The following is a 22,830-nucleotide window of genomic DNA, read 5'->3' on the forward strand; positions in this document are numbered from 1 at the left end:
GTCGCGGTCTGGGCTGTGCTCTACTCTCCGGTCGGCGACGCTTTTGGTGTGGCGTTTTTCGAGGGATTCGGGGTGGTGGCGTTCGCGCCAGTTGCGGACTTTGGTCCGGAACCGGGAGGGGACCAGTTTACCGGCGGCGGTTCCGCGGGCAGGGTTGGGGGCGTCCGGGTCCAGGAAATGGGCGACCAGGTTGGCGGTGCCGGCGGGGCCCAGGCTGTCGGTTTCGTCGGCGATGATCTTCGCGTGCTGCCAGGAGATGGTCCCGACGGAGAGGGCGTCCAGGGCCGGTGCCAGCGGCAGGGAGCAGAGCTGACGGGATTGGGTGACGAGCGCCCCGGCTGCGGCGGAGCTGATGGTCAGGACGGCAGCGATTTCCTCCACCGCGGACATCTCGGCATAGGTCCGCTCGTGCACGGGCGCTTCGGGCGGGGTCATGGCGTGTTGGATGTCGATGCACTCGGCGACGTCGCGGGCCTTGAGCGCAGCGAGCTGTGCTTCCAGCCGCGCCACGGCCGCCAACCGGTCCAAACGGAGCTCGTACCCGCGCTGCAGCACGTCAACCCCGGCAGCGGCTGCCGCTGCATCCTCCAAGGACGCATCCTCAAGGAACAGCGCCTGGAGGACATCAACAGAGGCCTGAATGCCCTCCATTGCTGCTGTCCCATCCAAACCGTGTCCCATATGAACATCATCTACGGAGGCACCGACAATTGGTCCAGGTCCGGGTGCGGTTGAAGAGCGGACCCCAGCAGCCAAAGCGGCAGGAAACAGCGTTGCCGCACCATCCGCCTGGGCTGTCGGGTGAATATCCATATGAACATCATCCAGCGACGCACTGACATTCTGAGGGAGTGCGGTTGAAGGGCGGACCCGAGCGGTCAGCGGGCAGGAAACAGCGTTGCGGGCACAGGCACTTCCGCGCTGACGAACCGATCGCGGGCGGCCTGCCACGCTGCAGGAAAGCTACTCCTAGCCCCCGGCGAAGGGAGGCAACACATCCACCACGTCGTCGGTGTTCAGGACAACGGAATGGTCCCGCACGGCGACTTCATTCAGCAGGAAGCTGCTTCGGGACAGGATGCGGGGCAGCGGAGGAGTGCCGGCAGGAGGCTCGGGGCGCTCCACCGACCGAACGGTCTCCAGCAGGTCAGCAACCGTGGAGCCCGGCGCCAGGTCGAAGCGCTCCTCCTCCACTCCTGCCGCAGCGCGCGCGGCAGCGAAGTATCGTACGTTCAAAAGATTCAGCCCCCGATGGCGCTCATGCTGCGGTCCGGCTGGACGAAGTCCGGAGCATCAAGTCCCACGTGGTCCATTCCGTGAGCCTTAGGTTTGATCCACATCGCATCCTGCCACCGCTGGGCAAGGACCTCGTCGCTGGCCCCGGAACGCAGGAGGCCCAGCAGGTCGAACTCTTCCCGCGAGAACAGGCAGCTCATGATTTTGCCCTCTGCCGTAATCCGCGTCCTGCGGCAGTCTGAGCAGAACGGCTCGGTGACCGAGGCGATAATCCCCACGGTTCCCAGCACAGGGCCGGCAGCGCCATCAGCGGAGCCAGCCACCCGGCGTCGTACTTCGAAGCGCTCCGCCGGTGCGCCGTCACGCGCGCGGGGATCAGCGCTGAGGAGAAAATCAGTGGAGAGCAACTCGCGGATTTCGGCGGCCGTGATCATGTTCCGCCGCGTCCAGCCATGGTCCGCGTCCAGCGGCATCTGCTCAATGAAACGCAGTTCGTAGCCGCGTCCAAGTGCCCAGGCGAGCAGCGATGGCGCCTCGGCGTCGTTGATGCCGCGCATCAGTACCGCGTTGAGCTTGACCGGGCCCAAGCCGGCTGCCCAGGCTGCGTCCACCCCGGCCAGTACCTGGTTCAGGAACGGCCTGCGCGTCAGTTGGGTGAAGGTTTCCTCATGCAGGGAATCAAGTGACACGTTGATGCGGGTCAACCCTGCCGCCTTCAGCGGCGCCGCTTTTTTCGCCAGGCCTACGCCGTTGGTGGTCATGGAGATGGGCAGGCCGGGGTGGTTGCTGCGCAGTGCGGCGATGATGTCCACCAAGTCGTGCCGCACCAGCGGTTCGCCGCCCGTTAGCCGCAGTTCCCGGACTCCCAACTGCTCCACGCCAATGCGGACAATCCGGACGATTTCCTCCGCCGACATGACCGCCTGCTTCGCCAGCCACTCCAGGCCTTCGGCAGGCATGCAGTAGGTGCAGCGCAGGTTGCATTTGTCCGTCAGGGACAGCCTCATGTCCGTGGCGCGGCGTCCATAGCGGTCTGCCAGTCCAGCCGGAGCATCAGCGGGGCGGGCAGCCGGAGCCGACGGCAGGGACGCTGCTTCCTCCCGCGGCTGGGGCATGCCTAGCTGGATGCTCATGAATTCAGGCTACGCCACGTTGGGCTGTGCATCACACCTGTGACAGCGCGAATGGCGGCAGCAGAATACCCGGCGGAATTCATGGCAGGGCCGGCGCCACCCGTACTCCGCGAACCTATGCTGGAGGTGTGGACAGCTCCCAGCCAAGGCAGGCAACGCACGACGGCGGGGCCGGGCTGCGTGAGCCCGCGCATCCTTCACTGCCGCACCAGTCAACGGCACGCCTGAAGGGGCGGTGGGCAGCGGCTGCAGGGGCAGTCGCGGTGGGCAGCGCCGTGGTGCTGGGGGAGTTGTTGGCGGGTATTTTCAGTCCGTCATTGTCGCCGCTGACCGCTGTTGGCGGCGCCGTCATCGATGCTGTTCCTCCCGGCGTCAAGGACTGGGCCGTTGCGCTGTTCGGTACTGCCGATAAAGTGGCTCTCCTGGCCGGGATGGCTCTGGTCATGGCGACCCTGGCTGCATTGGCCGGGGTGGTGGAGTATCGCCGCCGCTTTATGGGCGCCGCAGTGGTCGCCGTCTTTGGGCTCGTTGGCCTGGTGGCCGTCCTGACCCGCGCCCAGGTCACCCTTAACGCGATGGTGCTGCCAGTACTCACCGCTGTCGCCGCCGGAGTGCTGCTTAGGTTCCTGATTCGCCGCCTGCAGGAGTGGGGGAGCGCGGGAGCGGAACCAGCGTCCCTGGAAGCGCCGGCCCGCCGTCGCTTCCTGCAGGCCGTGGCAGGGGAGCTGCGTTCACTGTCATCGGCGGAGCGTTGGCGGGAGTGTGGCGCGGCGCCGCCGCCGTCGCCAGTGAAGCCCGGAGCCGCGTGGCGCTGCCCGTCCCCGCATCACTGGCGCCGCCCATACCGCCAACCGCGGAGGCGAAAGTCGACGGCATGCAACCACTGGTCACCCCCAACGCCGACTTCTACCGCATCGACACCGCGCTGGCGGTTCCCGCCGTCGACCCGGACACGTGGGTCCTGAAGGTCACGGGCATGGTGGACAAGGAGATGGAGTTGACCTTCGCCGAGCTCCTGGCCAAGCCCATGGTGGAACGCCACATAACCATCGCCTGCGTGTCCAACAATGTGGGCGGAGACCTTATTGGCAACGCCCGTTGGCTGGGCTGGCCGGTCCGCGAACTGCTCAACCTCGCAGGCCCGAAGCCCGGCGCAGACATGGTGCTCTCACGAAGCGTGGACGGCTGGACCGCGGGCACCCCCCTTGAGGTGCTCAGCGATGGCAGGGACGCCCTGCTGGCCGTAGGAATGAATGGTGAACCGCTGCCCCTTGAGCACGGATTTCCGGTGCGGCTGGTGGTGCCAGGGTTGTACGGGTACGTGTCGGCCACCAAATGGGTCACCGGGCTCAAGGTCACCCGGTTCGCGGACGACGTCGCCTACTGGACTCCCCGGGGCTGGTCGGAGCGGGGCCCGATCAAAACGTCCTCAAGAATCGATGTGCCACGGGATGGCCGGCCGGTGAAGGCGGGCATGGTGATGGTCGGCGGCATCGCCTGGGCCCAGCACACCGGCATCGGCAAGGTGGAGCTCCGCGTGAACCGTGGCCCGTGGCAGCAGGCGGAGCTGGCCGAAGGCATCTCGCTTGACACCTGGTACCAATGGAAACTGGGCCTGGAACTTCCGGAAGGCCAGTACGAAATCCAAGTCCGCGCCACGGACCTGGCCGGCAAGGCCCAGGACGAGGAGAGACGGCCTGTCGCCCCGGACGGGGCTACCGGGTTCCACACGATTAGAGTGGATGTGAAACCCTGACGGCTACCGAAGGCGGAACCATGACCAGCCCGCAACACCATGGAACGTCAGTAGGGCAAGCCCCGCACCAGCAGGAACACCAGCCCGGCGCCCAAGGGACACACCGGCGTCATCAGGGCGGGCACCAGGCACGGTCCGTGGCTGACCATGCCGCCGCCGTCGCTGAACTGCTGCAGCATCTGCGGGCACCGGAACGGGCGGAACTGGTGCCCCTGCACGAGGCGCTGGGCCGGGGCCTGGTCCGCGAGGTTCGCGCTCCCATCAGCCTGCCGTCCTTCGCCAACTCCCAGATGGATGGCTACGCCATCCGTTCAGTTGACGTGCCCGACGGCGGAGCGGAGTTGCGCGTTATGCCTCCCGTTCCAGCCGGAGCAAGCCCTGCCCCCCTCCACCCCGGGATGGCCGTTCCGGTCATGACGGGCGCGATGATCCCGGAGGGGGCCGACGCCGTCGTCCCCATTGAGCGGGCCATTCCGGACCGTTTCCTGCCGCACACTGGGGAGGCCACAGTACGGCTGCCTCCAGCCGCGCCCGGCACCTATGTGCGGGCAGCAGGCAGCGACGTGGAGGCGGGCAGGACGGCCTTGGCCGCCGGAACCTTCCTTGGCCCTGCCCAGCTGGGGCTGCTCGCGGCGCTGGGGATTCCGGAGGTTACGGTCTTCAAAGCAGTGACTGTCCTGCTGGTCACCACCGGGGACGAAGTGGTGGAGCCCGGCCAGGAGCTGCCCGCCGGCAAGATCTACGACTCCAACGCCACCCTCCTGGAAGCAGCCATGAAGCAGGCGGGACTGAACGTCCGCCGCACAGGCATCGTCACCGACAACCCGGACCGGCTTCGCACGCTGCTGCGCGCCGAGCGCGACGCAGTGGACCTGATCGTCACCACCGGCGGGGTCAGCAAGGGCGCGTACGAGGTGGTTCGGCAGGCGATGGAGGACCAGCCCGTGGAGTTCCTGCACGTGGCCATGCAGCCAGGTGGTCCGCAGGGGATCGGTACCTTCGAGGGACGCCCGTTCCTGGGCTTCCCGGGAAACCCGGTCAGCTGCCTGGTGTCCTTTGAAATGTTCCTCCGCCCCGTCCTGGCCGGGCTGCTCGGCTCACCAGCGCCGCGCCTGCCCCTCCGTGCCCGCCTCAGCCAGTCCCTCACGTCTCCTGAACACAAGCACCAGGTCCGCCGCGGCAGCCTGCAGCCCAACGGGACGGTGGAGCTGCAGGGCGGGGAAAGCTCGCACTTGATGCACGCGCTCGCCGGTTCGAACGTGCTGGTTCATGTCCCGGTTGGAGTGGCCGCGCTCGCGGCAGGGGCGGAGGTGGAAGTATGGATGCTGTGAATGCACAACAACCCCCGGCCTCACTGACGCACCTGCGCCAGGACGGCAGCGCCCAGATGGTGGACGTCTCCGCCAAAGCCGAAACAACCCGCGAGGCCACCGCCACCGCCACGGTCCACACCACGGCAGAGGTCATGGCCCTGCTCGGCTCAGGCGGCCTGCCCAAGGGGGACGCCCTGGCCGTGGCACGCGTTGCCGGAATCATGGCCGCCAAAAAGACCCCGGAACTGATTCCACTGTGCCATCCGCTTCCGCTGTCCAAGGTCACCGTGGACTTTGAGCTTGGCACGGAGTCCGTCGCCATCCTCGCAACGGTCAAGACCCGCGGCGTCACCGGCGTGGAAATGGAAGCCCTCACGGCAGCCTCCGTCGCGGCCCTGAGCGTGTACGACATGATCAAGGCAGTGGACAAACACGCCGTTCTGAATGACATCAAAGTGCTTGCCAAGAGCGGCGGCAAGAGCGGGGACTGGACACTGTGAGCAGCCCCAGCACGCTGAATGTCCCCGAACCCCACCGCCACGGTGACGTCCAAGGCCGGAAGGCCGGCGTCGTCATCGCTTCCACCCGGGCCGCCGCCGGAATCTACGACGACGAAACAGGCCCAGTGATCACTGACTGGCTGACAGAACACGGCTTTGACGTGTTCCCCGCCATGGTGGTTCCTGACGGCGAACCCGTAGGCGCAGCCATCCGCGCCCTCCTGACCCAGCGCCCCACCGTCGTCATTACCAGCGGAGGCACGGGCCTCAGCCCGGACGACCGGACACCGGACGTCACGCTGCCGCTGCTGGACCGCGAGATCCCGGGCATCATGGAAGCCATCCGACGCGCCGGCGCCGCGAAGACGCCGCTTGCGGCACTCAGCCGCGGTTACGCGGGTGCCGCCGGAAGCACGTTCATCATTAACCTGCCCGGGTCACCCAAAGGGGTGATGGACGGACTCGCCGTCCTGGATCCGGTGATCGGGCACCTTTGCGACCAGTTGGAAGGCGGACATGGGCACTGAAACAGCATTCGAGGTGGTCAGCGCGGTCCTGAGCGCGGAGCCCATCTCCGTCGACCAGGCCATTGCGGCAGTGGAAAGTGACACCGCGGGGGCGGTGGTCAGCTTCAGCGGCGTGGTGCGCAATCACGACGGCGGCAAGGCGGTCAACCGCCTCAGCTACAGCGCGCATCCCACGGCCCACCAGGTGATGGCCGACGTGGTTGCCCGCCTGGCAGCGGAACAAACCGCAGAGGCACAAGGGGCATCAGCGCAGCAGGCCGAAGGTGGTGCTGCCTCCCAGCCCGTGCGGATCTGGGCAGCCCACCGGATCGGCATGCTCGACATCGGGGATCCTGCGCTCGTGTGCGCCGTCTCTGCAGCCCACCGCGGCCAGGCCTTTGCTGTGTGCTCGGAGCTCGTGGACAGGATCAAGGAGCAGGTGCCCATCTGGAAGGAACAGTTCTTCGCCGACGGCACCGTGGAATGGGTAGGCGCGGGCAGCTGATCCTGCTGTTCAGCCTTCCTGCCTCACCATTGCTCCCGCAGGCTCCTGCGAGGTAACGCACACTCCGCGGTTCCCGTGCGCCGCAGGGCCACCGGTAGGGTTAACGCCATGATCGAACAACACTCTGCTCCCATGCCCGTTGCCGTGCTGGGCGCGAATGGGCGCATGGGCGCCGAAGCCGTAAAAGCCATTGAAGCCGCCCCTGACATGAAGCTCGTCGCCGCATTGGGCCGGGGAGATTCGCTGGACCAGCTCACCGTTGCGGGTGCACGCTTCGTGGTGGACCTGACGGTTCCCGAAAGCACTGAAGCGAACGTGCGCTTCGCCGTCGAACATGGCATCCACGCCGTCGTGGGCACCACCGGCTGGGACGCCGGCAAGCTGTCCGGGTTGAAGGACCTGCTGGCAAGCCGGCCCGGGACCGGTGTGCTGATCGCCCCCAATTTCGCCCTTGGCTCGGTGCTGGCCTCCGCCTTCGCCGCGAAGGCATCCAAATACTTCGAGTCGGTCGAAATCATCGAGCTGCACCACCCGGACAAGGTGGACGCGCCGTCGGGCACGGCAGTCCGGACGGCCCAGCTCATCGCCGCCGAACGCAGCGCCGCGCAGGTGCCGCCCAGCCCCGATGCCACCACCAGCGAACTCGCCGGGGCACGCGGCTGCGCGGTGGACGGCATTCGCGTCCACAGCGTACGGCTCCGCGGCCTCGTCGCCCACCAGGAAGTCTTGCTCGGCAGCGCCGGTGAACAGTTGACCCTGCGCCATGACTCCTTCGACCGCGCCTCCTTTATGCCGGGCGTACTGCTTGGCCTGCGCGGCGTCGCCGCACATCCCGGGCTCACGGTGGGCCTGGACGGCTACCTGGACCTGGGGCTGTAGCCGTGGGCGGGCTGGGTGCGGGCTTCCGGAAGAACCGCACCAAAATCTGGGTGGGGGCAGTCACGCTCCTCCTGGTCTTCTACCTGGTGGTGTCCTTCCAGCGCTCCGTCCTGCTGCTGACGGACAGCAACCCTGCGGCCGTCGCCATCGGAGCCGCCTACCTCGTGCTGCCGGTGATTGGTGCCTGGGCGCTCGTCCGGGAACTCATGTTCGGAGCCCTCACCGAGCAGATGGCGAAGGTCCTCGAAGCCGAGGGCGGCCTTCCCGTGGACGAGCTGCCCAGGACCCCGGCGGGGCGGATTGTCCGTTCCGCAGCGGATGCGGAGTTCGAGAAGTACCGGGCGGAGGCTGAAGCGGCACCGGAGGACTGGCGTTCCTGGTTCCGGTTGAGCTGCGCCTACGACGCTGCCGGCGACCGCAAGCGCGCCCGCGCCTCCATGCGTGACGCCGTCAAGCTCTTCCGCGGCCAGGTTCCGGCCTAGCGCTTCGGCGACCGGTCCTGCCCTCCCGCTCCCTGGAGCGGCGCATTTAACAGCGGCGCATCTAACGGCGGTGCATTTAGCGCAGTGACTTAGCGTTGCCGCGGCCCACCTGGTTTGCCGCGTGCCCCAGCCATTCCAGGGGCCCGCGCCACTTCAGCAGCACGAACACTATGCCCACAATCACTGCTGTGGCGGCGTGGGCGAAGTACATCGCGTCCTCAGTCCACCCGGCCGGGAGTGGCTTGAGGTAGAAGCCCGAAACCACCCACACGTGGACGGAGTAGAGGGTCAGGGTTATGGCCCCTGCACCGCGAAGCGGCAGCAACAGGTCCAGGGCCACCCACTCGGCCAGCCTGCCCAGCAGGAGGAAGGCCCCGATTACCGCCGCTGCCACGGCGGACGTATGCAGCAGGTCAAGCGGCGTGGCCGAATGGGGCGCCGCCGAGGCCAGCCACCACCAGGACCCCTCCTGCGGGATGCCCGTCAGGTTTACCTGCAGCACGCTGTGCAAGGGATAGCCCGGGGAATCAAGCAACTTTTCCAAGGCAGCCCGGCCGCCCCAGCTTTCCATCGCCGCGGTTCCCAGGGCTTTGGCCAGGACAGCAACGATGGTGCCGCCGATCAGGAGCACCCACGGGACGAGGGCCTTGTTGAGCATCAGGCGGCCGACGACGAGCCCCACCAGCAGGTAGGCCAGCCACTGGAAGACGGGGTAATAGCCGGTGAAAAAGAGGTCCGCCAGGAGCCTGGCAGGGGTGGACAGATCCTCCCAGGAGGGGTTGTGGCCGAGCCTTAGCGGCGGGTTCGCAGCCAGCAGCCAGGGGCGCAGCAGGTACGCCAAAACCGGTGAGGCAAGGATCCAACCGGCGGCCCATCCGACGAGCGGCTTCAGCTTCATGCCCAGGAACGGCAGGACGCACAGGAACAGCACTGCGTAGTGGACCAGGATGATGGCCAGGTTCACTTCGAGGCCACCCAAGCTGAGTCCGACGGCGGCAATCACCAGGGCGCGCAAGGCAACGCCGCGCCGGGCTGCCGACAGGTCCGGGCCATCCAGCGGCCTGTGCTTACCCGTGGACAAGGCAAGGCCAACGCCTGCCAGCACTGCGAACAGTGCGGATGCCCGGCCCGAAAAGGTCAGGCCGATCCAGGTGGGGGTCAGATCGGCGTTCGACTCGAACGTGGGAAGCAGATGGGTGGCCATCATCCCCAGCAGGGCCAGCCCGCGCGCCGCGTCAATGCCATGCAGCCGGCCGGGCACGGACCGGCTGGCGGCCGTCCTGGAAGAGGTGGCGGCGTTACGGGAGGTCATGCCCAGATCGTCTCACACCTGCCTGTACCGGAGCTGTCAACAAACACTCCTTGTGTTCGAATATATGTTCGAATAAGATGGACCGCATGCAAACTCCATCACCCGAAATCCCCGCTTCGGAGTCACAGCAGGCCGGGCCTCTGAAGGCAATGAGCCCGGGTGTTGTTGACTACCTCTTCCGCCAGTTGGTGACTGGAAAATGCTCCGAGGATATCCAGTGGGAGCAGGAGGGCATCAGCCTGTCGGCGCAGCCGGAGGGGGCGGAGCTCGCGCGCCGGCTCGGCGAGACGGATCTCGACGCCCTGACTCCGGTCGAACTGTTCCACTACGTCCGGGCAGCGCAGCGGCTGGCGGCGTGGGCGGAAGGGCTGAGGCAGGCGGCAGTCGGCAGGTACTGCCAGCCTGGTCCTGGTGAACCGCCTCGCGCCCAAAAGGACCGCTGCTGAGGTGGGCGTCGAGGCAGTTGCCTAGGATGGAGGCGTGACAGACACCCTCCCCGTCGCCGCCATCCAGTACCAGCCCCTGGACGGAGGAATCACCGCAAACGCTGCCGAGCATGTGCGCCTCATCGAGGATGCCGATGACCACGGCGCCCGCCTGGTGGTCTTCCCGGAACTGTCCCTCACCGGCTACCGGCTGGATCTCCTTACGGACTCCGACTCTTGGCTGATGCCGGATGATGAACGCCTCGGCGATGTCCGGGAGATCTGCCGCAGGACCGGGATTACGGCTGTTGTGGGCGCTGCCCTCCGCGAAAGTGATGGTGCGGCGCGGTTGGCATCAGTAGCCATTCATCCGGACGGCAGCACGGAAACGGCGTTCAAGACGCACCTCCACGGCCAGGAGCAAGAGCTGTTCACGCCGGGGGAGGGCGCCACCCTGATCATGGTAGACGGGTGGACCATTGCACTGGCTCTCTGCTTCGATACCTCCGTACCGGCTCACGCAACCGACGCCGCTGCAGCCGGAGCTGACGTGCATTGCGTGTCCGCTCTCTACACCAGGGACGAGGAACACCGGCTGGCCCTCCACCTTGGAGCGCGGGCCATGGACAACAGGATGTTCACGCTGCTCGCCAACCTCGGCGGCAGGAGCCCCTTGGGTGAATCGTGCGGCTTGAGCGGCTTATGGGGTCCTGACGGCTTTGCACTGAAGCAAGCCGCAGGAACCGGCACCGAAGTTGTTCCCTGCATCCTGCAGCGAAGCCGCCTCGCAAAATACCGCAAGCACACCGGCGGCCCCTCCGGCGGGGCGGCTGTTTGACGTTCATCACGCCGCCCCTATTGTCCTAACCGGCCGGGGACAGGGTAACGTTTTTTCCATGGCTGACACTTCCGCGCGCATCCCTGCCCTTGGCACCCTCCTGACCGCCATGGTCACGCCGTTCACGAAGGACGGCGCAGTGGACTATCAGCAGGCCGCGGAACTGGCCAGCAAGCTGGTGGACGACGGCTGCGACGGCCTGGTGGTCACCGGAACCACGGGCGAAACTTCCACCCTCACGGATGAAGAGAACCTGGGCATGTTCCGGGCCGTCAAGGAAGCGGTCGGAGGCCGGGCGGCCATCATTGCCGGCACCGGCACCAACGACACCGCACACTCAGTGCACCTCTCCCAGCAGGCAGCGGCCCTCGGCGTCGACGGCATCCTGCTGGTGACCCCCTACTACAACAAGCCCAGCCAGTCCGGCCTGCGCGCACACTTCGAAACCATCGCCTCCGCCGCGGACGTGCCCGTTATGCTGTACGACATCCCTGGCCGGTCCTCGATCGCCATCGAACCCGAGACCATGATCCGCCTGGCGCAGCACCCCAATATTGTGGCCGTCAAGGACGCCAAGGCCGATTTCGTTGCGGCCACCCGCGTTATGGCCGAAACGGACCTGCTCTTCTACTCCGGCGACGACGGACTGACCCTGCCCTGGATGGCGCTGGGTGCCGTGGGCCTCGTCGGCGTCACCACGCATGTGGCCACCCGCCAGTTCCGCGACCTCATCGATGCGGTCAACGCCAACGACCTCGAAACCGCGCGGAAGATCAACTTTGAGCTTCAGCCCGTGGTCCGCGCCACCATGACCCGGGTCCAGGGGGCCGTTGCGGCCAAACAGATTCTTAAATGGCAGGGAGTCCTGCCCAACTCGATTGTCCGTTTGCCCCTCGTGGAGCCGGACGAAGCCGAGATCGAAACCATCCGCGGGGATTTGGCGGAAGCGGGGCTGGTCTTTTCCTGAGGAGTAAGACCAGCACCCTTCCGCCTGGAAAGTAGTGCAATATGACCCAAACTGCCCTCACCGGCCTTGTCACCCCTCCCCGCCTGCCGCAAGGCACGCTGCGGATCGTTCCGCTCGGCGGACTGGGGGAGATCGGCCGGAACATGGCCGTGTTCGAAATCGACGGCAAGCTGCTGATCGTGGACTGCGGCGTCCTCTTCCCCGAGGAAACCCAGCCCGGCGTCGACCTGATCCTGCCTGACTTCTCCTACATCGAAAACCGGCTGGACGACATCGTGGCTGTGGTCCTCACCCACGGGCACGAGGACCACATCGGCGCTGTTCCGTACCTGCTGCGCCTCCGCGGTGACATCCCGCTGGTCGGTTCGCAACTGACCCTTGCCCTGATTGAGGCGAAGCTGCAGGAGCACCGCATCCGGCCCTACACCCTCACCGTCGAGGAAGGCCAAGTGGAGAAGTTCGGCCCCTTCGAATGCGAGTTCGTAGCGGTCAACCACTCCATCCCCGACGCCCTGGCCGTGTTCCTCCGCACTGCAGGCGGCACGGTCCTGCACACCGGCGACTTCAAGATGGACCAGCTTCCCCTTGACGGCCGCATTACCGACCTGCGGCACTTCGCCAAGCTCGGCGAAGAGGGCGTTGACCTCTTTATGTCGGACTCGACCAATGCTGACATCCCCGGTTTTACTACCGCCGAAAAGGAAATCGGCCCCACGCTGGAACGGCTTTTCGGCCAGGCCAGCAAGCGCATCATTGTCGCGTCCTTCTCCTCCCACGTGCACCGCGTGCAGCAGGTGCTGGACGCCGCGGCGAAGCACAACCGCAAGGTGGCCTTCGTGGGCCGCTCCATGGTCCGCAACATGGCCATCGCCGAGAAGCTCGGTTACCTGGACGTCCCGCCGGGCCTGATCGTCGACATCAAGAACATCGATAACCTGCCGGACAACCGCGTGGTGCTGATGTCCACCGGTTCCCAGGGTGAACCGATGGCCGCACTGTCCCGCATGGCAAACGGCGACCACCGCGTGGTGGTGGGCGACGGTGACACTGTCATCCTCGCATCCAGCCTCATCCCCGGAAACGAAAACGCCGTCTTCCGGATCATCAACGGGCTGCTCAAGCTCGGTGCCGACGTCATCCACAAGGGCAATGCCAAGGTCCACGTCTCCGGGCACGCCGCCGCCGGCGAACTCCTGTACTGCTACAACATCCTTGAGCCGCTCAACGCGATGCCGGTGCACGGTGAAACCCGCCACCTGATCGCCAACGGCAAGATCGCCATTGAGTCAGGCGTGCCGGAAGCCAGCGTGATCCTCGCGGACAACGGCACGGTGATCGACCTCAAGGACCACCGCGCAGATGTGGTGGGCCAGGTTGAAGTGGGCTTCGTCTACGTGGACGGCTCCAGCGTGGGGGAAATTACCGACGCCGACCTCAAGGACCGCCGGATCCTCGGCGATGAGGGGTTCATCTCCATCATCACGGTTATCAACCGGACCACCGGCAAGGTGGTCTCCGGACCCGAGATCCACGCCCGGGGCGTGGCAGAGGACGATTCCGTCTTCGACGACATCATCCCCAAGATCAACGCGGCGCTGGAGGAAGCCGTCCTGAACCACGCGGACCACACCAGCCACCAGCTCCAGCAGGTGGTCCGCCGCGTGGTGGGCACGTGGGTCAACCGTAAGCTCCGCCGCAAGCCCATGATCATTCCCGTGGTGCTTGAGGCGTAGCCTTCCTCGCCGCCGGCTTCGGCCCGTGCTCCTGGTCCTGTCCAGGAATGCGGGCCGGACGTGCTTAAGCCCTCAGAACCGGTATCCACCGGCTCCCAAATCCCCGGAAAACCACAGCCGTTCCGGTACCGTGGCTACTATGGCCACTCGTACTACTTCCGCGCCCAATGGTTCAAGCAGGGCCAGCTCCGGCAGCAAATCCGGCGGTTCCGGCGGCCGCGGTTCCGGCTCCACGGCAGCGAAATCCCCGGCGTCCAAGTCGGGGCGGACCGGGAGCTCCGGCACGGCGCGGACCCGCCAGCTTCCCGCCGTCGAACAGCACCAGCCCTGGCTGCTGCGGGTAGTGGGCGGAGCATGGCTGGGAATCGGCCACCTCGTGGGCGGGGGAGTGCGGCGCATCGGCCATGACGTCAGCGACCTTCCGGCGGAAGAGCGCCGTGACGGTGCCGCCCTTTTCAACCTGGCTCTGGGCGTCTTCATCGCCACCTTCGCCTGGTGGGGGCTCACCGGCTGGTTCCCCGACGCCGTCTACAGCGTCGTGAACGGCACGTTCGGCTGGATCTCGCTGCTGCTCCCGCTGATGCTTTTTGTGTGCGCCTTCCGGCTGTTCCGGCAGCCCTCGGACGGCCGGGGCAACAACAGGGTGGGCATCGGCTTCCTGATTATGACCTTCGCAGGGTGCGGCCTTGCGCACGTCCTGGGCGGCCAGCCCACCGTCGCCCAGGGTTTTGACGGGTTGCGCCAGGCCGGCGGCATGCTGGGATTCCTGGGCGCGTCGCCACTGGCTGCGATCCATCCGGCCGTGCCGCTGGTGCTCTACGGGCTGCTCGCCTTCGTATCCCTGCTCATCATCACCGCTACGCCGTTCGGTGCCATTCCCCGGCGGCTTCGCGGTGCCTATGAGCACCTCATGGGCATCGACCTGCTGGACCAGGAGGACGGCGATCGCCACGACCGCAGCTACCTTGAGCGGACCCCGCCCGCCGCACCGAAAAAGAAGAAGCGCCGCCTGTTCGGCAAGGACGAGGACGCCGACGGCGGGCTGGAAGGCTATGTGGGCGACGAAGCGTTCGAGCACGCCGTCATCGACGACGACGAGCCGCAGCCGCCGCGCCCCGCTCCGGGGGTCCGCCGCCCCACTCAGGCCGAGATCGCCGTCGAGAAGATTAAGGCGGCGCAGGGACTCGGCGCTGCTGCTTCCGCTGAACCGGGGGAGAACGCCACCGAAGCCATCCCCATGATCACGCCGGGCATGTCCGCCTCGGGTGGCCAGGCGGGGTCGGCGGCGCCCACCGTGCCTTCCAACCCTGTGGCTCCTGCACCGCCGCCCGTTCCCATCCCGCAGCGGACCGAGCAGTTGTCGCTTGCCGGTGACGTGACCTACACCCTCCCTGCCTCGGACTACCTGACCCCGGGCTCAATCCCGAAGGAGCGCACGGAGGCCAATGACGCCGTCGTCGCTGCCCTCACCGACACGCTTCAGCAGTTCAACGTGGATGCCACCGTGACGGGCTTCAGCCGCGGTCCCACCGTCACCCGGTACGAGATCGAGCTGGCCCCGGGCACCAAGGTGGAGCGGGTTACCGCGCTGTCGAAGAACATCTCGTATGCGGTGGCCTCCAGCGACGTGCGGATCCTGAGCCCCATCCCGGGCAAGTCCGCCATCGGCATCGAGATCCCCAACACTGACCGTGAGACCGTCTCGCTGGGTGACGTGCTGCGCAGCCAGAACGCCCGCCGCACCGACCATCCGATGGTGATGGGCGTGGGCAAGGACGTTGAGGGCGGCTACGTGGTGGCCAACCTCGCCAAGATGCCCCACCTGCTGGTGGCCGGCGCCACCGGTGCCGGTAAGTCGTCCTTCGTGAACTCCATGATCACGTCCATCCTGATGCGCGCCACCCCGGACGAAGTCCGGATGGTCATGGTGGACCCCAAACGGGTGGAGCTCACGGCCTACGAAGGCGTCCCGCACCTCATTACACCCATCATCACCAACCCCAAGAAGGCGGCGGAGGCCCTCCAGTGGGTGGTCCGCGAGATGGACGCCAGGTACGACGACCTCGCGAATTACGGCTTCAAGCATATTGACGACTTCAACAAAGCGGTCCGTGCCGGCAAGGTCCAGCCGCCGGTCGATTCCAAGCGGGTGATCCGCCCGTACCCCTACCTGCTGGTGATCGTGGATGAGCTCGCCGACCTCATGATGGTGGCGCCGCGTGATGTGGAAGACTCGATCGTCCGCATCACCCAACTTGCCCGCGCCGCCGGTATCCACCTCGTCCTGGCCACGCAGCGGCCGTCCGTGGACGTGGTCACCGGCCTCATCAAGGCCAACGTTCCTTCGAGAATGGCGTTTGCCACCTCGTCCGTCACCGACTCACGCGTGGTCCTCGACCAGCCGGGCGCAGAGAAGCTCATTGGCCAGGGTGACGCCCTCTTCCTCCCCATGGGTGCTTCAAAGGCCATGCGCGTCCAGGGTGCCTGGGTCACGGAGTCCGAGATCCACAAGGTGGTTGAGCACGTCAAGGGACAGCTTCAGGCCGCCTACCGTGACGACGTCGCTGTCGACGCGCCCAAGAAGCAGATCGACGACGACATCGGTGACGACCTCGAGGTTCTGCTGCAGGCCACCGAACTGGTGGTTACCACGCAGTTCGGCTCCACATCCATGCTCCAGCGCAAGCTGCGGGTCGGCTTCGCCAAGGCCGGCCGCCTGATGGACCTGCTCGAATCACGGGGAGTGGTGGGCCCCTCCGAGGGTTCCAAAGCCCGCGACGTCCTGGTGAAGCCGGACGACCTGGCGCCGGTCCTCGCAGCCATGAAGGGCCAGGAGGCGCCGAAGGCACCGGATGCGCAGACGGCAGCACTCAGCGACAACGCCAACGCCAATATCGCCCAGGGCGGCTACGCCGAGGACCTGGTGGCGGCGGACCTGGACCAGCGGAAGCAGAACGTCGAATATTACGACGGGTCTGATTCCGCTCCCGGCGGGTATGACGACGAAGACGGCTCGGAAGACGCCTGGTCACTGACCGGGCGCTAGCCCAAAGAATGTAGCCTAGGAAGGTGACTAGCACCGATGCAACCGCCGCCGGCCCAGGCCGTGCCGGGGTCTGGAACCTTCCCAATGTCCTGACCATGCTCCGCATCGCGCTGGTGCCGTTCTTCGTCTGGTTCCTGATCGCTGACGCGCCGGGCCTGCAGAGTGAGGCTGGGCCTTGGCGCTGGGCAGCGGCGGCGGCGTTCGCCGTCGCAATCTATACCGACAAGCTCGACGGCGACATCGCCAGGAGCCGGAACCTCGTGACCGACTTTGGCAAGATTGCCGATCCGATTGCGGACAAGCTGCTGATCGGGTCCGCGCTGGTCATGCTGTCCGTGCTCGGCGAACTGCCCTGGTGGGTCACGGTGGTGATCCTGGTCCGTGAGTGGGGCATCACCGCCCTGCGTTTCTTCGTGATCCGCTACGGTGTCATCCCGGCGTCACGGGGTGGCAAGCTCAAAACGGTCGTCCAGACGGCGGCCATCTTCCTGTACCTCCTGCCGCTGGCGGCGATTATGCCGTGGCTGTCATGGGCGGCTTTCGCCGTGATGATGGTGGCCGTGTTGATCACCGTATGGACCGGCGTCGAGTACGTCGTCGAGGCAATGCGGCTGCGGTCTAAGGGAAAGCTGCACGGAACGGTTAACGGGCAGGAGCCGGCATGACAAACCTTCACCATCTGTCGGAACAGGCCGTCAGGAAGGCACTGGAACTGGGACGCACCGTGGCCACGGCCGAGTCGCTGACGGCCGGCATGGTCTCAGCCGTCCTCGCTGACACCCCGGGCGCCTCCGGGATGCTGCAGGGGGGCGTGGTGGCGTACCAGAACTCGGTGAAGGAGAACGTCCTGGGGGTTTCCCCGGAATTGCTCGCCGACGCCGGATCCGTTGACAGCGCTGTTGCCGCCGCCATGGCCGCCGGCGCCCGGACCGCCCTTGGCGCCGATATCGGTATCTCTACCACCGGAGTTGCCGGACCGGAAGCCCATGATGGAAAGCCCGTGGGAACGGTGTACATCGGCATTGCTACGGCTGCGGGAAGCGCCGGCTTTGAGTATGTTTTTTCCGGCAACCGGTCCGAAATCCGAGGGCAAGCATGCGGCGTTGCACTGGAAAGGCTGCTGGAAGCACTGGCTTCCTGATGTTACCCGCCTGTAAAGTTGGTGGGAACAAAAGCCGGTACCGATTAGTTATTACATTGTGTCGCTTCCGGAGAGCGGGGGCGCCTAGGATAAAACCACCACCATGGTTCGCTCTACGGCGGACCGACTAAGAGGAGCAAGGCGATACAGATGGTAAAGCAGCCCGTATCCGTAAACGGCGTTGTCCGCTGGAAGGATGTGGGCCTCGCCGATCAGGCTAAGAGCGAACAGAAGGAGCGCAAGATGGTTGTACTTCGTCACGAAATCGGTGATGTCCTGCGCGATGTTCGCCAGCGTCAGGGGCGCACGCTCCGTGAAGTTTCGCACAGCGCCCGTGTCTCCTTGGGCTACCTGAGTGAAGTGGAGCGCGGCCAGAAGGAAGCATCCTCCGAGTTGCTTTCCTCGATCTGCACGGCCCTGGACGTCCCGTTGTCCAGCATGCTTCGTGAGGTCAGTGACCGTGTGGCAGTTGCCGAAGGCGTTGCCGTTCCGGACACCGTACCCCAGGAATTCTCCCAGCGTTACGGGCGTGATCTCGATCGCGACCTTAACACTGAACTCAACGACGAACTTTCAACAGGCCTGTTCTCCGGCGCCCGGTAAGGGCTGATCCACCACCCGGTGGCCCTGCAACACAATGAAGCCTTCGGCGGTGTGCCGGGGGCTTCAGTTGTGTCCGGCCACTTTCGTGCCTGCTCTCCGTGCCTGACCCGCCCTGGTTGTTCCGCGTACTTGGCCCGCCTGCTTGCCCCCGGCGCCTGGTTGCCCCGCCTGTTTGTCCCCGGCGCCTACTTGTCCCCGGCCGCCTGGGCCGGGGGACCGTCGTGCGGGAAGCCGTCGCGCTCATAGGTGGAGTTCAGCTTGGCCATAAAACGGGCCAGCTCCTGCAGGTCCTCCACCGGCCATTCACCCAGGCGTTCCCGGAAGACCTGCCGCCGGGCATCCTGGACCAGGTGCATTTTTTCCTCGCCTTTGGGGGTCAGCCGGATGGCCTGGGCCCGCCCGTCCAGCGGGTCGGCCTCCTTTGATACCAGGCCAATACTTTCCAGGAAGGCAATCTGCCGGCTCACGGAAGGTTTGCCCACACCGATGTTCATCGCCAAGTCTGTGAGCCGGATGGGGCCCTCGCGCCGGATGACGGTCAGCAGCCCATAGGCCGCAGGCTCCATGTCCGGGTGGACCTGCCGGGAGAGTTGGTTGGAAATGGCCCGTGCCCGCCGCCAGAAGAGACTGATCTGGTGTTCCACGTTTTGCAGCGCGGCGTCCACGGTGGCATCGTCTTCGCGGCCGTGCGCGGGCGGGATGGCGGGGGAGTTGCTCATGGCAACAATTCTAGGGTGCGGATCGTGAGAGACTTTTCTGGTGCGAATCAGCGACTATTGGCGACTCATGGACGACGAATTTGGCGCCGGGTACTCGCGGGTCCTCAGCAGCACCCTTGTTCTTGCCGGGGTGGGCGGGCGCACCGCGGACCAGGCTTTGGCCGCCGGCGTGGAGCCGCGGAAAGTGTGGCTGGCAGTCTGTGATGTCCAGGACGTTCCGCCTGAGCGGCGGCTGGGCAGGGACATCAAACCCCGCGTGGAATGAGCAGTTTCTCCTGACACGCCGCGCCGCTGTTCGAATACCTGTTCGGGTAAAGCTATGCTTTTCGTAGCGGGTTTTCCACATAGCCGCCCTCATCCGGCCGGAATGTCAGTGGGTCCCATTAGCGTCAGAGATGACCAATAAACGGCCGCTGAGGCCACTCCAAAGCGAGAAAGCATTAGAGGTGTGAACCATGGCGGCAGCCCCGGATCGTGCAAAAGCGCTCGAAGCAGCGCTGGCCCAGATCGACAAGCAGTTCGGTAAGGGCTCAGTCATGCGGCTCGGGGACGAAGTCCGGGCCCCGATCGAAGTCATCCCCACCGGTTCCATTGCGCTGGACGTAGCCCTGGGAATTGGCGGCCTGCCCCGTGGCCGCGTCGTGGAGATCTACGGGCCGGAATCTTCCGGTAAAACCACGGTGGCCCTTCATGCCGTTGCCAACGCCCAGCGGCTGGGCGGCATTGCCGCCTTCATCGACGCCGAGCACGCCCTCGATCCGGAATACGCCGCCAAGCTCGGCGTGGACACGGACGCCCTCCTGGTCTCCCAGCCTGACACCGGCGAGCAGGCCCTGGAGATCATGGACATGCTGGTGGGTTCAGGCTCGCTGGACGTCATCGTTATCGACTCCGTCGCCGCCCTGGTTCCCCGCGCTGAAATCGAAGGCGACATGGGCGACAGCCACGTAGGCCTCCAGGCACGCCTCATGAGCCAGGCGTTGCGTAAAATCACCGGACGCCTGAGCCAAACCAAAACCACGGCGATCTTCATCAACCAGCTGCGTGAAAAAATCGGTGTCTTCTTCGGTTCCCCCGAAACCACCACCGGTGGCAAGGCGCTGAAGTTCTACGCCTCCATCCGTATCGACGTGCGACGCATCCAGACCCTCAAGGAAGGCGCGGATTCGGTCGGCAACCGGACCAAGGCCAAGATCGTCAAGAACAAGATGGCCCCGCCCTTCAAGGTCGCCGAATTCGACATCATCTACGGCCAGGGCATCTCCCGCGAGGGCGGCATCATTGACATGGGCGTGGAGCACGGCATCATCAAGAAGTCCGGCTCCTGGTTCACCTATGACGGCGACCAGCTGGGCCAGGGCATGGAAAATTCCCGCCGGTTCCTTCGGGACAACCCGGAGCTGGCGGCCGAGCTGGAGCGCCTGATCAAGGAGAAGCTCGGCGTTGGCGTGAAGCCGACGGAGCCTGAGTCCAAAGACTCCCCGAAGCTGAAAGCCGTTGACGGGTTCTAACCGTTGACCAGTACTGAAAGTGCGCGTCCCCGCCGGGCCACAACCGGGGGGCGGCGCGCTGCTTCATATGCGGCTGACTTCCAGAACGGTCCGGATCAAGACTCGCCGGTTGCCGGTGACGCCGAACCGGATCCCGTATCGGTCGCCCAGGCCATCGTTTACCGGCAGCTGGCAGCATCGGCGAAAAGCCGGCTTCAGCTTGCCCGCAAACTCGCCGAACGGAACATCCCGGAGCACGTCGCAGAGGCGGTACTGGACAAGTTCCAGGAGGCACGGCTCATCGATGACGCCGAATTCGCGGACATGTGGGTGCGGAGCCGGTCGCAGTCCCGGAAGCTGGCCAAGGGCGCACTCCGGCGGGAACTCGCTGAAAAGGGGGTCGACCAGGAAACCGCCGCCGCAGCCCTTGAGCAGCTCTCCGACGCTGACGAGGAAGCCGCCGCACGAAGCCTGGTGGAGCGGAAGCTGCGGCCCGGAACTGACCTTGGGGACAGGGCGGACCGCGACAAAGCCACGCGCCGGCTGGCGTCCATGCTGGCCCGCAAGGGCTACCAGCCGTCCCAGGCTTTCCGCATCGTCAGCGAGGTCCTTGAGGCCCACGCTGCTCCCGACACTGACGACCCACCGAACCGGTACCCTTAACAGGTGAGTTTGACCATTCCTTCCCCTCTTTCCGGCACCAACCCGTCGTCGGGGCCCAGCGCCGCGGCCCCGGCTGCCCCCGCTCCCGAACCCGGCACGGGAAAGCCCCGCACCTATGAGGTGCGGACTTTTGGCTGCCAGATGAACGTGCACGATTCCGAGCGTATGGCGGGCATGCTGGAGAACGCCGGCTACGTGCCGGTAGACGGCGGCCAGGCGGACGTGGTGGTGTTCAATACCTGCGCCGTTCGTGAAAACGCTGACAACAAGCTCTACGGAAACCTCGGCATCCTTGCCCCGGTGAAGGCATCAAACCCCGGCATGCAGATCGCCGTCGGCGGCTGCCTCGCACAGAAGGACCGGGAAACAATCCTGAAAAAGGCGCCCTGGGTGGACGCCGTTTTTGGCACTCACAACGTCGGCGCCTTGCCCGCGCTGCTGGACCGCGCCCGGCACAACGACGAGGCGCAGTTGGAGATCCTGGAATCGCTGGACGTTTTTCCGTCCACGCTTCCCACCAAGCGCGACTCCGTGTACTCGGGCTGGGTCTCCATCTCGGTCGGCTGCAACAACACCTGCACCTTCTGCATCGTTCCCGCCCTGCGCGGCAAGGAGAAGGACCGCCGGCCCGGGGACATCCTCGCGGAGATCCAGGCCCTGGTGGACGACGGCGCCATCGAAGTGACCCTCCTGGGCCAGAACGTCAATTCCTACGGCGTGGAGTTCGGCGACCGGCAGGCCTTTTCGAAACTCCTGCGGGCCTGCGGGGAGATCGAGGGCCTGGAACGGGTCCGGTTCACCAGCCCGCACCCAGCCGCCTTCACTGACGATGTCATCGATGCCATGGCCGAAACGCCCAACGTTATGCCGCAGCTGCACATGCCGCTGCAGTCCGGGTCGGACAAGGTCCTGCGTGACATGAGGCGGTCCTACCGGTCCACCAAGTTCCTCGGCATCCTCGAAAAGGTCCGGGAAAAGATTCCCCACGCCGCCATCTCCACTGACATCATTGTGGGCTTCCCCGGCGAAACCGAAGAAGACTTCCAGGCAACTCTGGATGTGGTGGAACAGTCCCGCTTCGCCACCGCTTTCACCTTCCAGTACTCCAAGCGCCCCGGCACGCCGGCAGCGGACCTGCCGGACCAGCTGCCGAAGGCCGTGGTGCAGGAGCGCTTCGAACGCCTCACCGCGCTGCAGGACCGGATTGCTGCGGAGGAGAACCGGAAACAGCTGGGCCGCCGGGTAGAGGTCATGGTGACCGCGCAGTCAGGCCGCAAGGCCGAAGAGACGCACCGGCTGTCCGGGCGCTCCCAGGACCAGCGGCTGGTGCATTTCTCCGTACCGGAGGGAGCGCCGGCGCCCCGCCCCGGTGATCTTGTCACTGTCACCATCACCGAGGCAGCTTCCTTCCACCTCGTGGCGGACCCCACCCTTGAGGACTACAGCCTGCGCAGGTCCCGTGCCGGCGACGCCTGGGACAGGTCCCAGGCGGATTCCTGCGGAGCACCCGCGCCAGGTGCCGCCAAGGGCCGGAGCGGGGTCTCCCTCGGGATGCCTGCCCTGCCTGGCCGCAGCCGCTAACG

General features: G+C 65.9%; 22 protein-coding genes and 2 pseudogenes. 19 read left to right on the top strand and 5 right to left on the bottom strand.

Features of this window, described 5'->3' with window-relative positions:
* The 3 genes and pseudogenes from M8J71_RS05760 to moaA all read right to left on the bottom strand — a co-directional run.
* A pseudogene (locus tag M8J71_RS05760) lies at positions 1 to 651 on the bottom strand (13E12 repeat family protein); the annotation flags it as partial.
* Positions 652 to 969: 318 nt separating this feature from the next.
* Positions 970 to 1,236, bottom strand: coding sequence for a MoaD/ThiS family protein (locus M8J71_RS05765; protein ID WP_256247000.1), 267 nt, complete (start codon positions 1,234 to 1,236; stop codon positions 970 to 972).
* A gap of 5 nt (positions 1,237 to 1,241) precedes the next feature.
* Positions 1,242 to 2,369, bottom strand: coding sequence for a GTP 3',8-cyclase MoaA (moaA, locus tag M8J71_RS05770; protein WP_256247001.1), 1,128 nt, complete (start codon positions 2,367 to 2,369; stop codon positions 1,242 to 1,244).
* Between the two features lie 275 nt (positions 2,370 to 2,644).
* On the opposite strand from moaA, the pseudogene M8J71_RS05775 reads away from it, so the two are divergent.
* The 7 genes and pseudogenes from M8J71_RS05775 (at position 2,645) to M8J71_RS05805 (ending at position 8,310) form a co-directional block, all read left to right on the top strand.
* Positions 2,645 to 4,125, top strand: a pseudogene (locus tag M8J71_RS05775) (molybdopterin-dependent oxidoreductase).
* A 20-nt stretch (positions 4,126 to 4,145) separates the two neighbouring features.
* Entirely contained in the window at positions 4,146 to 5,456 is a 1,311-nt protein-coding gene (locus M8J71_RS05780) for a molybdopterin molybdotransferase MoeA (RefSeq protein ID WP_256247002.1), read from the top strand.
* Entirely contained in the window at positions 5,444 to 5,938 is a 495-nt protein-coding gene (gene moaC / locus M8J71_RS05785) for a cyclic pyranopterin monophosphate synthase MoaC (RefSeq protein WP_256247003.1), read from the top strand. Before M8J71_RS05780 ends, moaC begins: the two co-directional genes overlap by 13 nt.
* On the top strand, positions 5,935 to 6,465 hold the full coding sequence (locus tag M8J71_RS05790) for a MogA/MoaB family molybdenum cofactor biosynthesis protein (protein ID WP_256247004.1): 531 nt from the start codon (positions 5,935 to 5,937) through the stop codon (positions 6,463 to 6,465). The genes moaC and M8J71_RS05790 overlap by 4 nt, the downstream gene beginning before the upstream one ends.
* Positions 6,455 to 6,949, top strand: coding sequence for a molybdenum cofactor biosynthesis protein MoaE (locus M8J71_RS05795; protein WP_256247005.1), 495 nt, complete (start codon positions 6,455 to 6,457; stop codon positions 6,947 to 6,949). The genes M8J71_RS05790 and M8J71_RS05795 overlap by 11 nt, the downstream gene beginning before the upstream one ends.
* A gap of 108 nt (positions 6,950 to 7,057) precedes the next feature.
* Complete coding sequence (dapB, locus tag M8J71_RS05800; RefSeq protein WP_256247006.1) at positions 7,058 to 7,828, top strand: 4-hydroxy-tetrahydrodipicolinate reductase; 771 nt, start codon at positions 7,058 to 7,060, stop codon at positions 7,826 to 7,828.
* Positions 7,829 to 7,830: 2 nt separating this feature from the next.
* Entirely contained in the window at positions 7,831 to 8,310 is a 480-nt protein-coding gene (locus tag M8J71_RS05805; RefSeq protein ID WP_256247007.1) for a hypothetical protein, read from the top strand.
* 76 nt (positions 8,311 to 8,386) lie between these two features.
* On the opposite strand, the gene M8J71_RS05810 is transcribed toward M8J71_RS05805, so the two are convergent.
* Complete coding sequence (locus M8J71_RS05810) at positions 8,387 to 9,622, bottom strand: heparan-alpha-glucosaminide N-acetyltransferase domain-containing protein (RefSeq protein ID WP_256247008.1); 1,236 nt, start codon at positions 9,620 to 9,622, stop codon at positions 8,387 to 8,389.
* 86 nt (positions 9,623 to 9,708) lie between these two features.
* On the opposite strand from M8J71_RS05810, the gene M8J71_RS05815 reads away from it, so the two are divergent.
* The 8 genes from M8J71_RS05815 to M8J71_RS05850 all read left to right on the top strand — a co-directional run bounded on the left by M8J71_RS05815 (position 9,709) and on the right by M8J71_RS05850 (position 18,375).
* Positions 9,709 to 10,068: a hypothetical protein gene (locus M8J71_RS05815; RefSeq protein ID WP_374114812.1), complete on the top strand. Its 360-nt coding sequence runs from the start codon at positions 9,709 to 9,711 to the stop codon at positions 10,066 to 10,068.
* Positions 10,069 to 10,102: 34 nt separating this feature from the next.
* Positions 10,103 to 10,885: a carbon-nitrogen hydrolase family protein gene (locus tag M8J71_RS05820; protein WP_256247009.1), complete on the top strand. Its 783-nt coding sequence runs from the start codon at positions 10,103 to 10,105 to the stop codon at positions 10,883 to 10,885.
* 58 nt (positions 10,886 to 10,943) lie between these two features.
* Positions 10,944 to 11,852, top strand: a complete 909-nt coding sequence (gene dapA, locus M8J71_RS05825) for a 4-hydroxy-tetrahydrodipicolinate synthase (protein WP_256247010.1) — start codon at positions 10,944 to 10,946, stop codon at positions 11,850 to 11,852.
* A gap of 41 nt (positions 11,853 to 11,893) precedes the next feature.
* Positions 11,894 to 13,585 carry a ribonuclease J gene (locus M8J71_RS05830; protein WP_256247011.1) on the top strand — a complete coding sequence of 564 codons (1,692 nt, stop codon included), beginning with the start codon at positions 11,894 to 11,896 and terminating at the stop codon, positions 13,583 to 13,585.
* A gap of 139 nt (positions 13,586 to 13,724) precedes the next feature.
* Positions 13,725 to 16,631, top strand: coding sequence for an FtsK/SpoIIIE family DNA translocase (locus M8J71_RS05835; RefSeq protein WP_256247012.1), 2,907 nt, complete (start codon positions 13,725 to 13,727; stop codon positions 16,629 to 16,631).
* A gap of 23 nt (positions 16,632 to 16,654) precedes the next feature.
* Complete coding sequence (gene pgsA / locus M8J71_RS05840) at positions 16,655 to 17,296, top strand: CDP-diacylglycerol--glycerol-3-phosphate 3-phosphatidyltransferase (RefSeq protein ID WP_256247013.1); 642 nt, start codon at positions 16,655 to 16,657, stop codon at positions 17,294 to 17,296.
* The gene (locus tag M8J71_RS05845) at positions 17,293 to 17,772 is read left to right on the top strand and encodes a CinA family protein (RefSeq protein ID WP_163164534.1); all 480 of its coding nucleotides are present in this window, start codon (positions 17,293 to 17,295) and stop codon (positions 17,770 to 17,772) included. The genes pgsA and M8J71_RS05845 overlap by 4 nt, the downstream gene beginning before the upstream one ends.
* Positions 17,773 to 17,922: 150 nt before the next feature.
* Positions 17,923 to 18,375: a helix-turn-helix domain-containing protein gene (locus M8J71_RS05850; RefSeq protein ID WP_163164537.1), complete on the top strand. Its 453-nt coding sequence runs from the start codon at positions 17,923 to 17,925 to the stop codon at positions 18,373 to 18,375.
* Between the two features lie 185 nt (positions 18,376 to 18,560).
* Here the strand turns inward: M8J71_RS05850 and M8J71_RS05855 are convergent, their stop codons facing one another.
* Positions 18,561 to 19,094, bottom strand: coding sequence for a MarR family winged helix-turn-helix transcriptional regulator (locus M8J71_RS05855; RefSeq protein WP_256247014.1), 534 nt, complete (start codon positions 19,092 to 19,094; stop codon positions 18,561 to 18,563).
* A gap of 40 nt (positions 19,095 to 19,134) precedes the next feature.
* Here M8J71_RS05855 and M8J71_RS05860 point away from each other — a divergent pair, with 40 nt between their 5' ends.
* The 4 genes from M8J71_RS05860 to miaB all read left to right on the top strand — a co-directional run bounded on the left by M8J71_RS05860 (position 19,135) and on the right by miaB (position 22,828).
* Positions 19,135 to 19,359, top strand: coding sequence for a DUF3046 domain-containing protein (locus tag M8J71_RS05860; protein ID WP_163164541.1), 225 nt, complete (start codon positions 19,135 to 19,137; stop codon positions 19,357 to 19,359).
* Positions 19,360 to 19,549: 190 nt separating this feature from the next.
* Positions 19,550 to 20,605, top strand: coding sequence for a recombinase RecA (recA, locus tag M8J71_RS05865; RefSeq protein WP_256247015.1), 1,056 nt, complete (start codon positions 19,550 to 19,552; stop codon positions 20,603 to 20,605).
* Positions 20,606 to 20,608: 3 nt separating this feature from the next.
* A complete protein-coding gene (locus M8J71_RS05870) occupies positions 20,609 to 21,247 on the top strand; it encodes a regulatory protein RecX (RefSeq protein ID WP_374114813.1) in 639 nt (212 codons plus the stop codon).
* 3 nt (positions 21,248 to 21,250) lie between these two features.
* Complete coding sequence (gene miaB / locus M8J71_RS05875) at positions 21,251 to 22,828, top strand: tRNA (N6-isopentenyl adenosine(37)-C2)-methylthiotransferase MiaB (RefSeq protein ID WP_256247016.1); 1,578 nt, start codon at positions 21,251 to 21,253, stop codon at positions 22,826 to 22,828.
* Positions 22,829 to 22,830 lie beyond the last annotated feature (2 nt).

This window comes from Pseudarthrobacter sp. R1, from assembly GCF_024494415.1.
GTDB lineage: Bacteria > Actinomycetota > Actinomycetes > Actinomycetales > Micrococcaceae > Arthrobacter.

Excerpts from the sequence above, each read along its gene's own strand:
- moaA (WP_256247001.1), bottom strand. The coding sequence starts at position 2,369 with ATGAGCATCCAGCTAGGCATGCCCCAGCCGCGGGAGGAAGCAGCGTCC.
- M8J71_RS05780 (WP_256247002.1), top strand. The coding sequence starts at position 4,146 with ATGACCAGCCCGCAACACCATGGAACGTCAGTAGGGCAAGCCCCGCAC.
- moaC (WP_256247003.1), top strand. The coding sequence starts at position 5,444 with ATGGATGCTGTGAATGCACAACAACCCCCGGCCTCACTGACGCACCTG.
- M8J71_RS05795 (WP_256247005.1), top strand. The coding sequence starts at position 6,455 with ATGGGCACTGAAACAGCATTCGAGGTGGTCAGCGCGGTCCTGAGCGCG.
- dapB (WP_256247006.1), top strand. The coding sequence starts at position 7,058 with ATGATCGAACAACACTCTGCTCCCATGCCCGTTGCCGTGCTGGGCGCG.
- M8J71_RS05810 (WP_256247008.1), bottom strand. The coding sequence starts at position 9,622 with ATGACCTCCCGTAACGCCGCCACCTCTTCCAGGACGGCCGCCAGCCGG.
- M8J71_RS05815 (WP_374114812.1), top strand. The coding sequence starts at position 9,709 with ATGCAAACTCCATCACCCGAAATCCCCGCTTCGGAGTCACAGCAGGCC.
- dapA (WP_256247010.1), top strand. The coding sequence starts at position 10,944 with ATGGCTGACACTTCCGCGCGCATCCCTGCCCTTGGCACCCTCCTGACC.
- M8J71_RS05830 (WP_256247011.1), top strand. The coding sequence starts at position 11,894 with ATGACCCAAACTGCCCTCACCGGCCTTGTCACCCCTCCCCGCCTGCCG.
- M8J71_RS05835 (WP_256247012.1), top strand. The coding sequence starts at position 13,725 with ATGGCCACTCGTACTACTTCCGCGCCCAATGGTTCAAGCAGGGCCAGC.
- M8J71_RS05845 (WP_163164534.1), top strand. The coding sequence starts at position 17,293 with ATGACAAACCTTCACCATCTGTCGGAACAGGCCGTCAGGAAGGCACTG.
- M8J71_RS05850 (WP_163164537.1), top strand. The coding sequence starts at position 17,923 with ATGGTAAAGCAGCCCGTATCCGTAAACGGCGTTGTCCGCTGGAAGGAT.
- M8J71_RS05855 (WP_256247014.1), bottom strand. The coding sequence starts at position 19,094 with ATGAGCAACTCCCCCGCCATCCCGCCCGCGCACGGCCGCGAAGACGAT.
- recA (WP_256247015.1), top strand. The coding sequence starts at position 19,550 with ATGGCGGCAGCCCCGGATCGTGCAAAAGCGCTCGAAGCAGCGCTGGCC.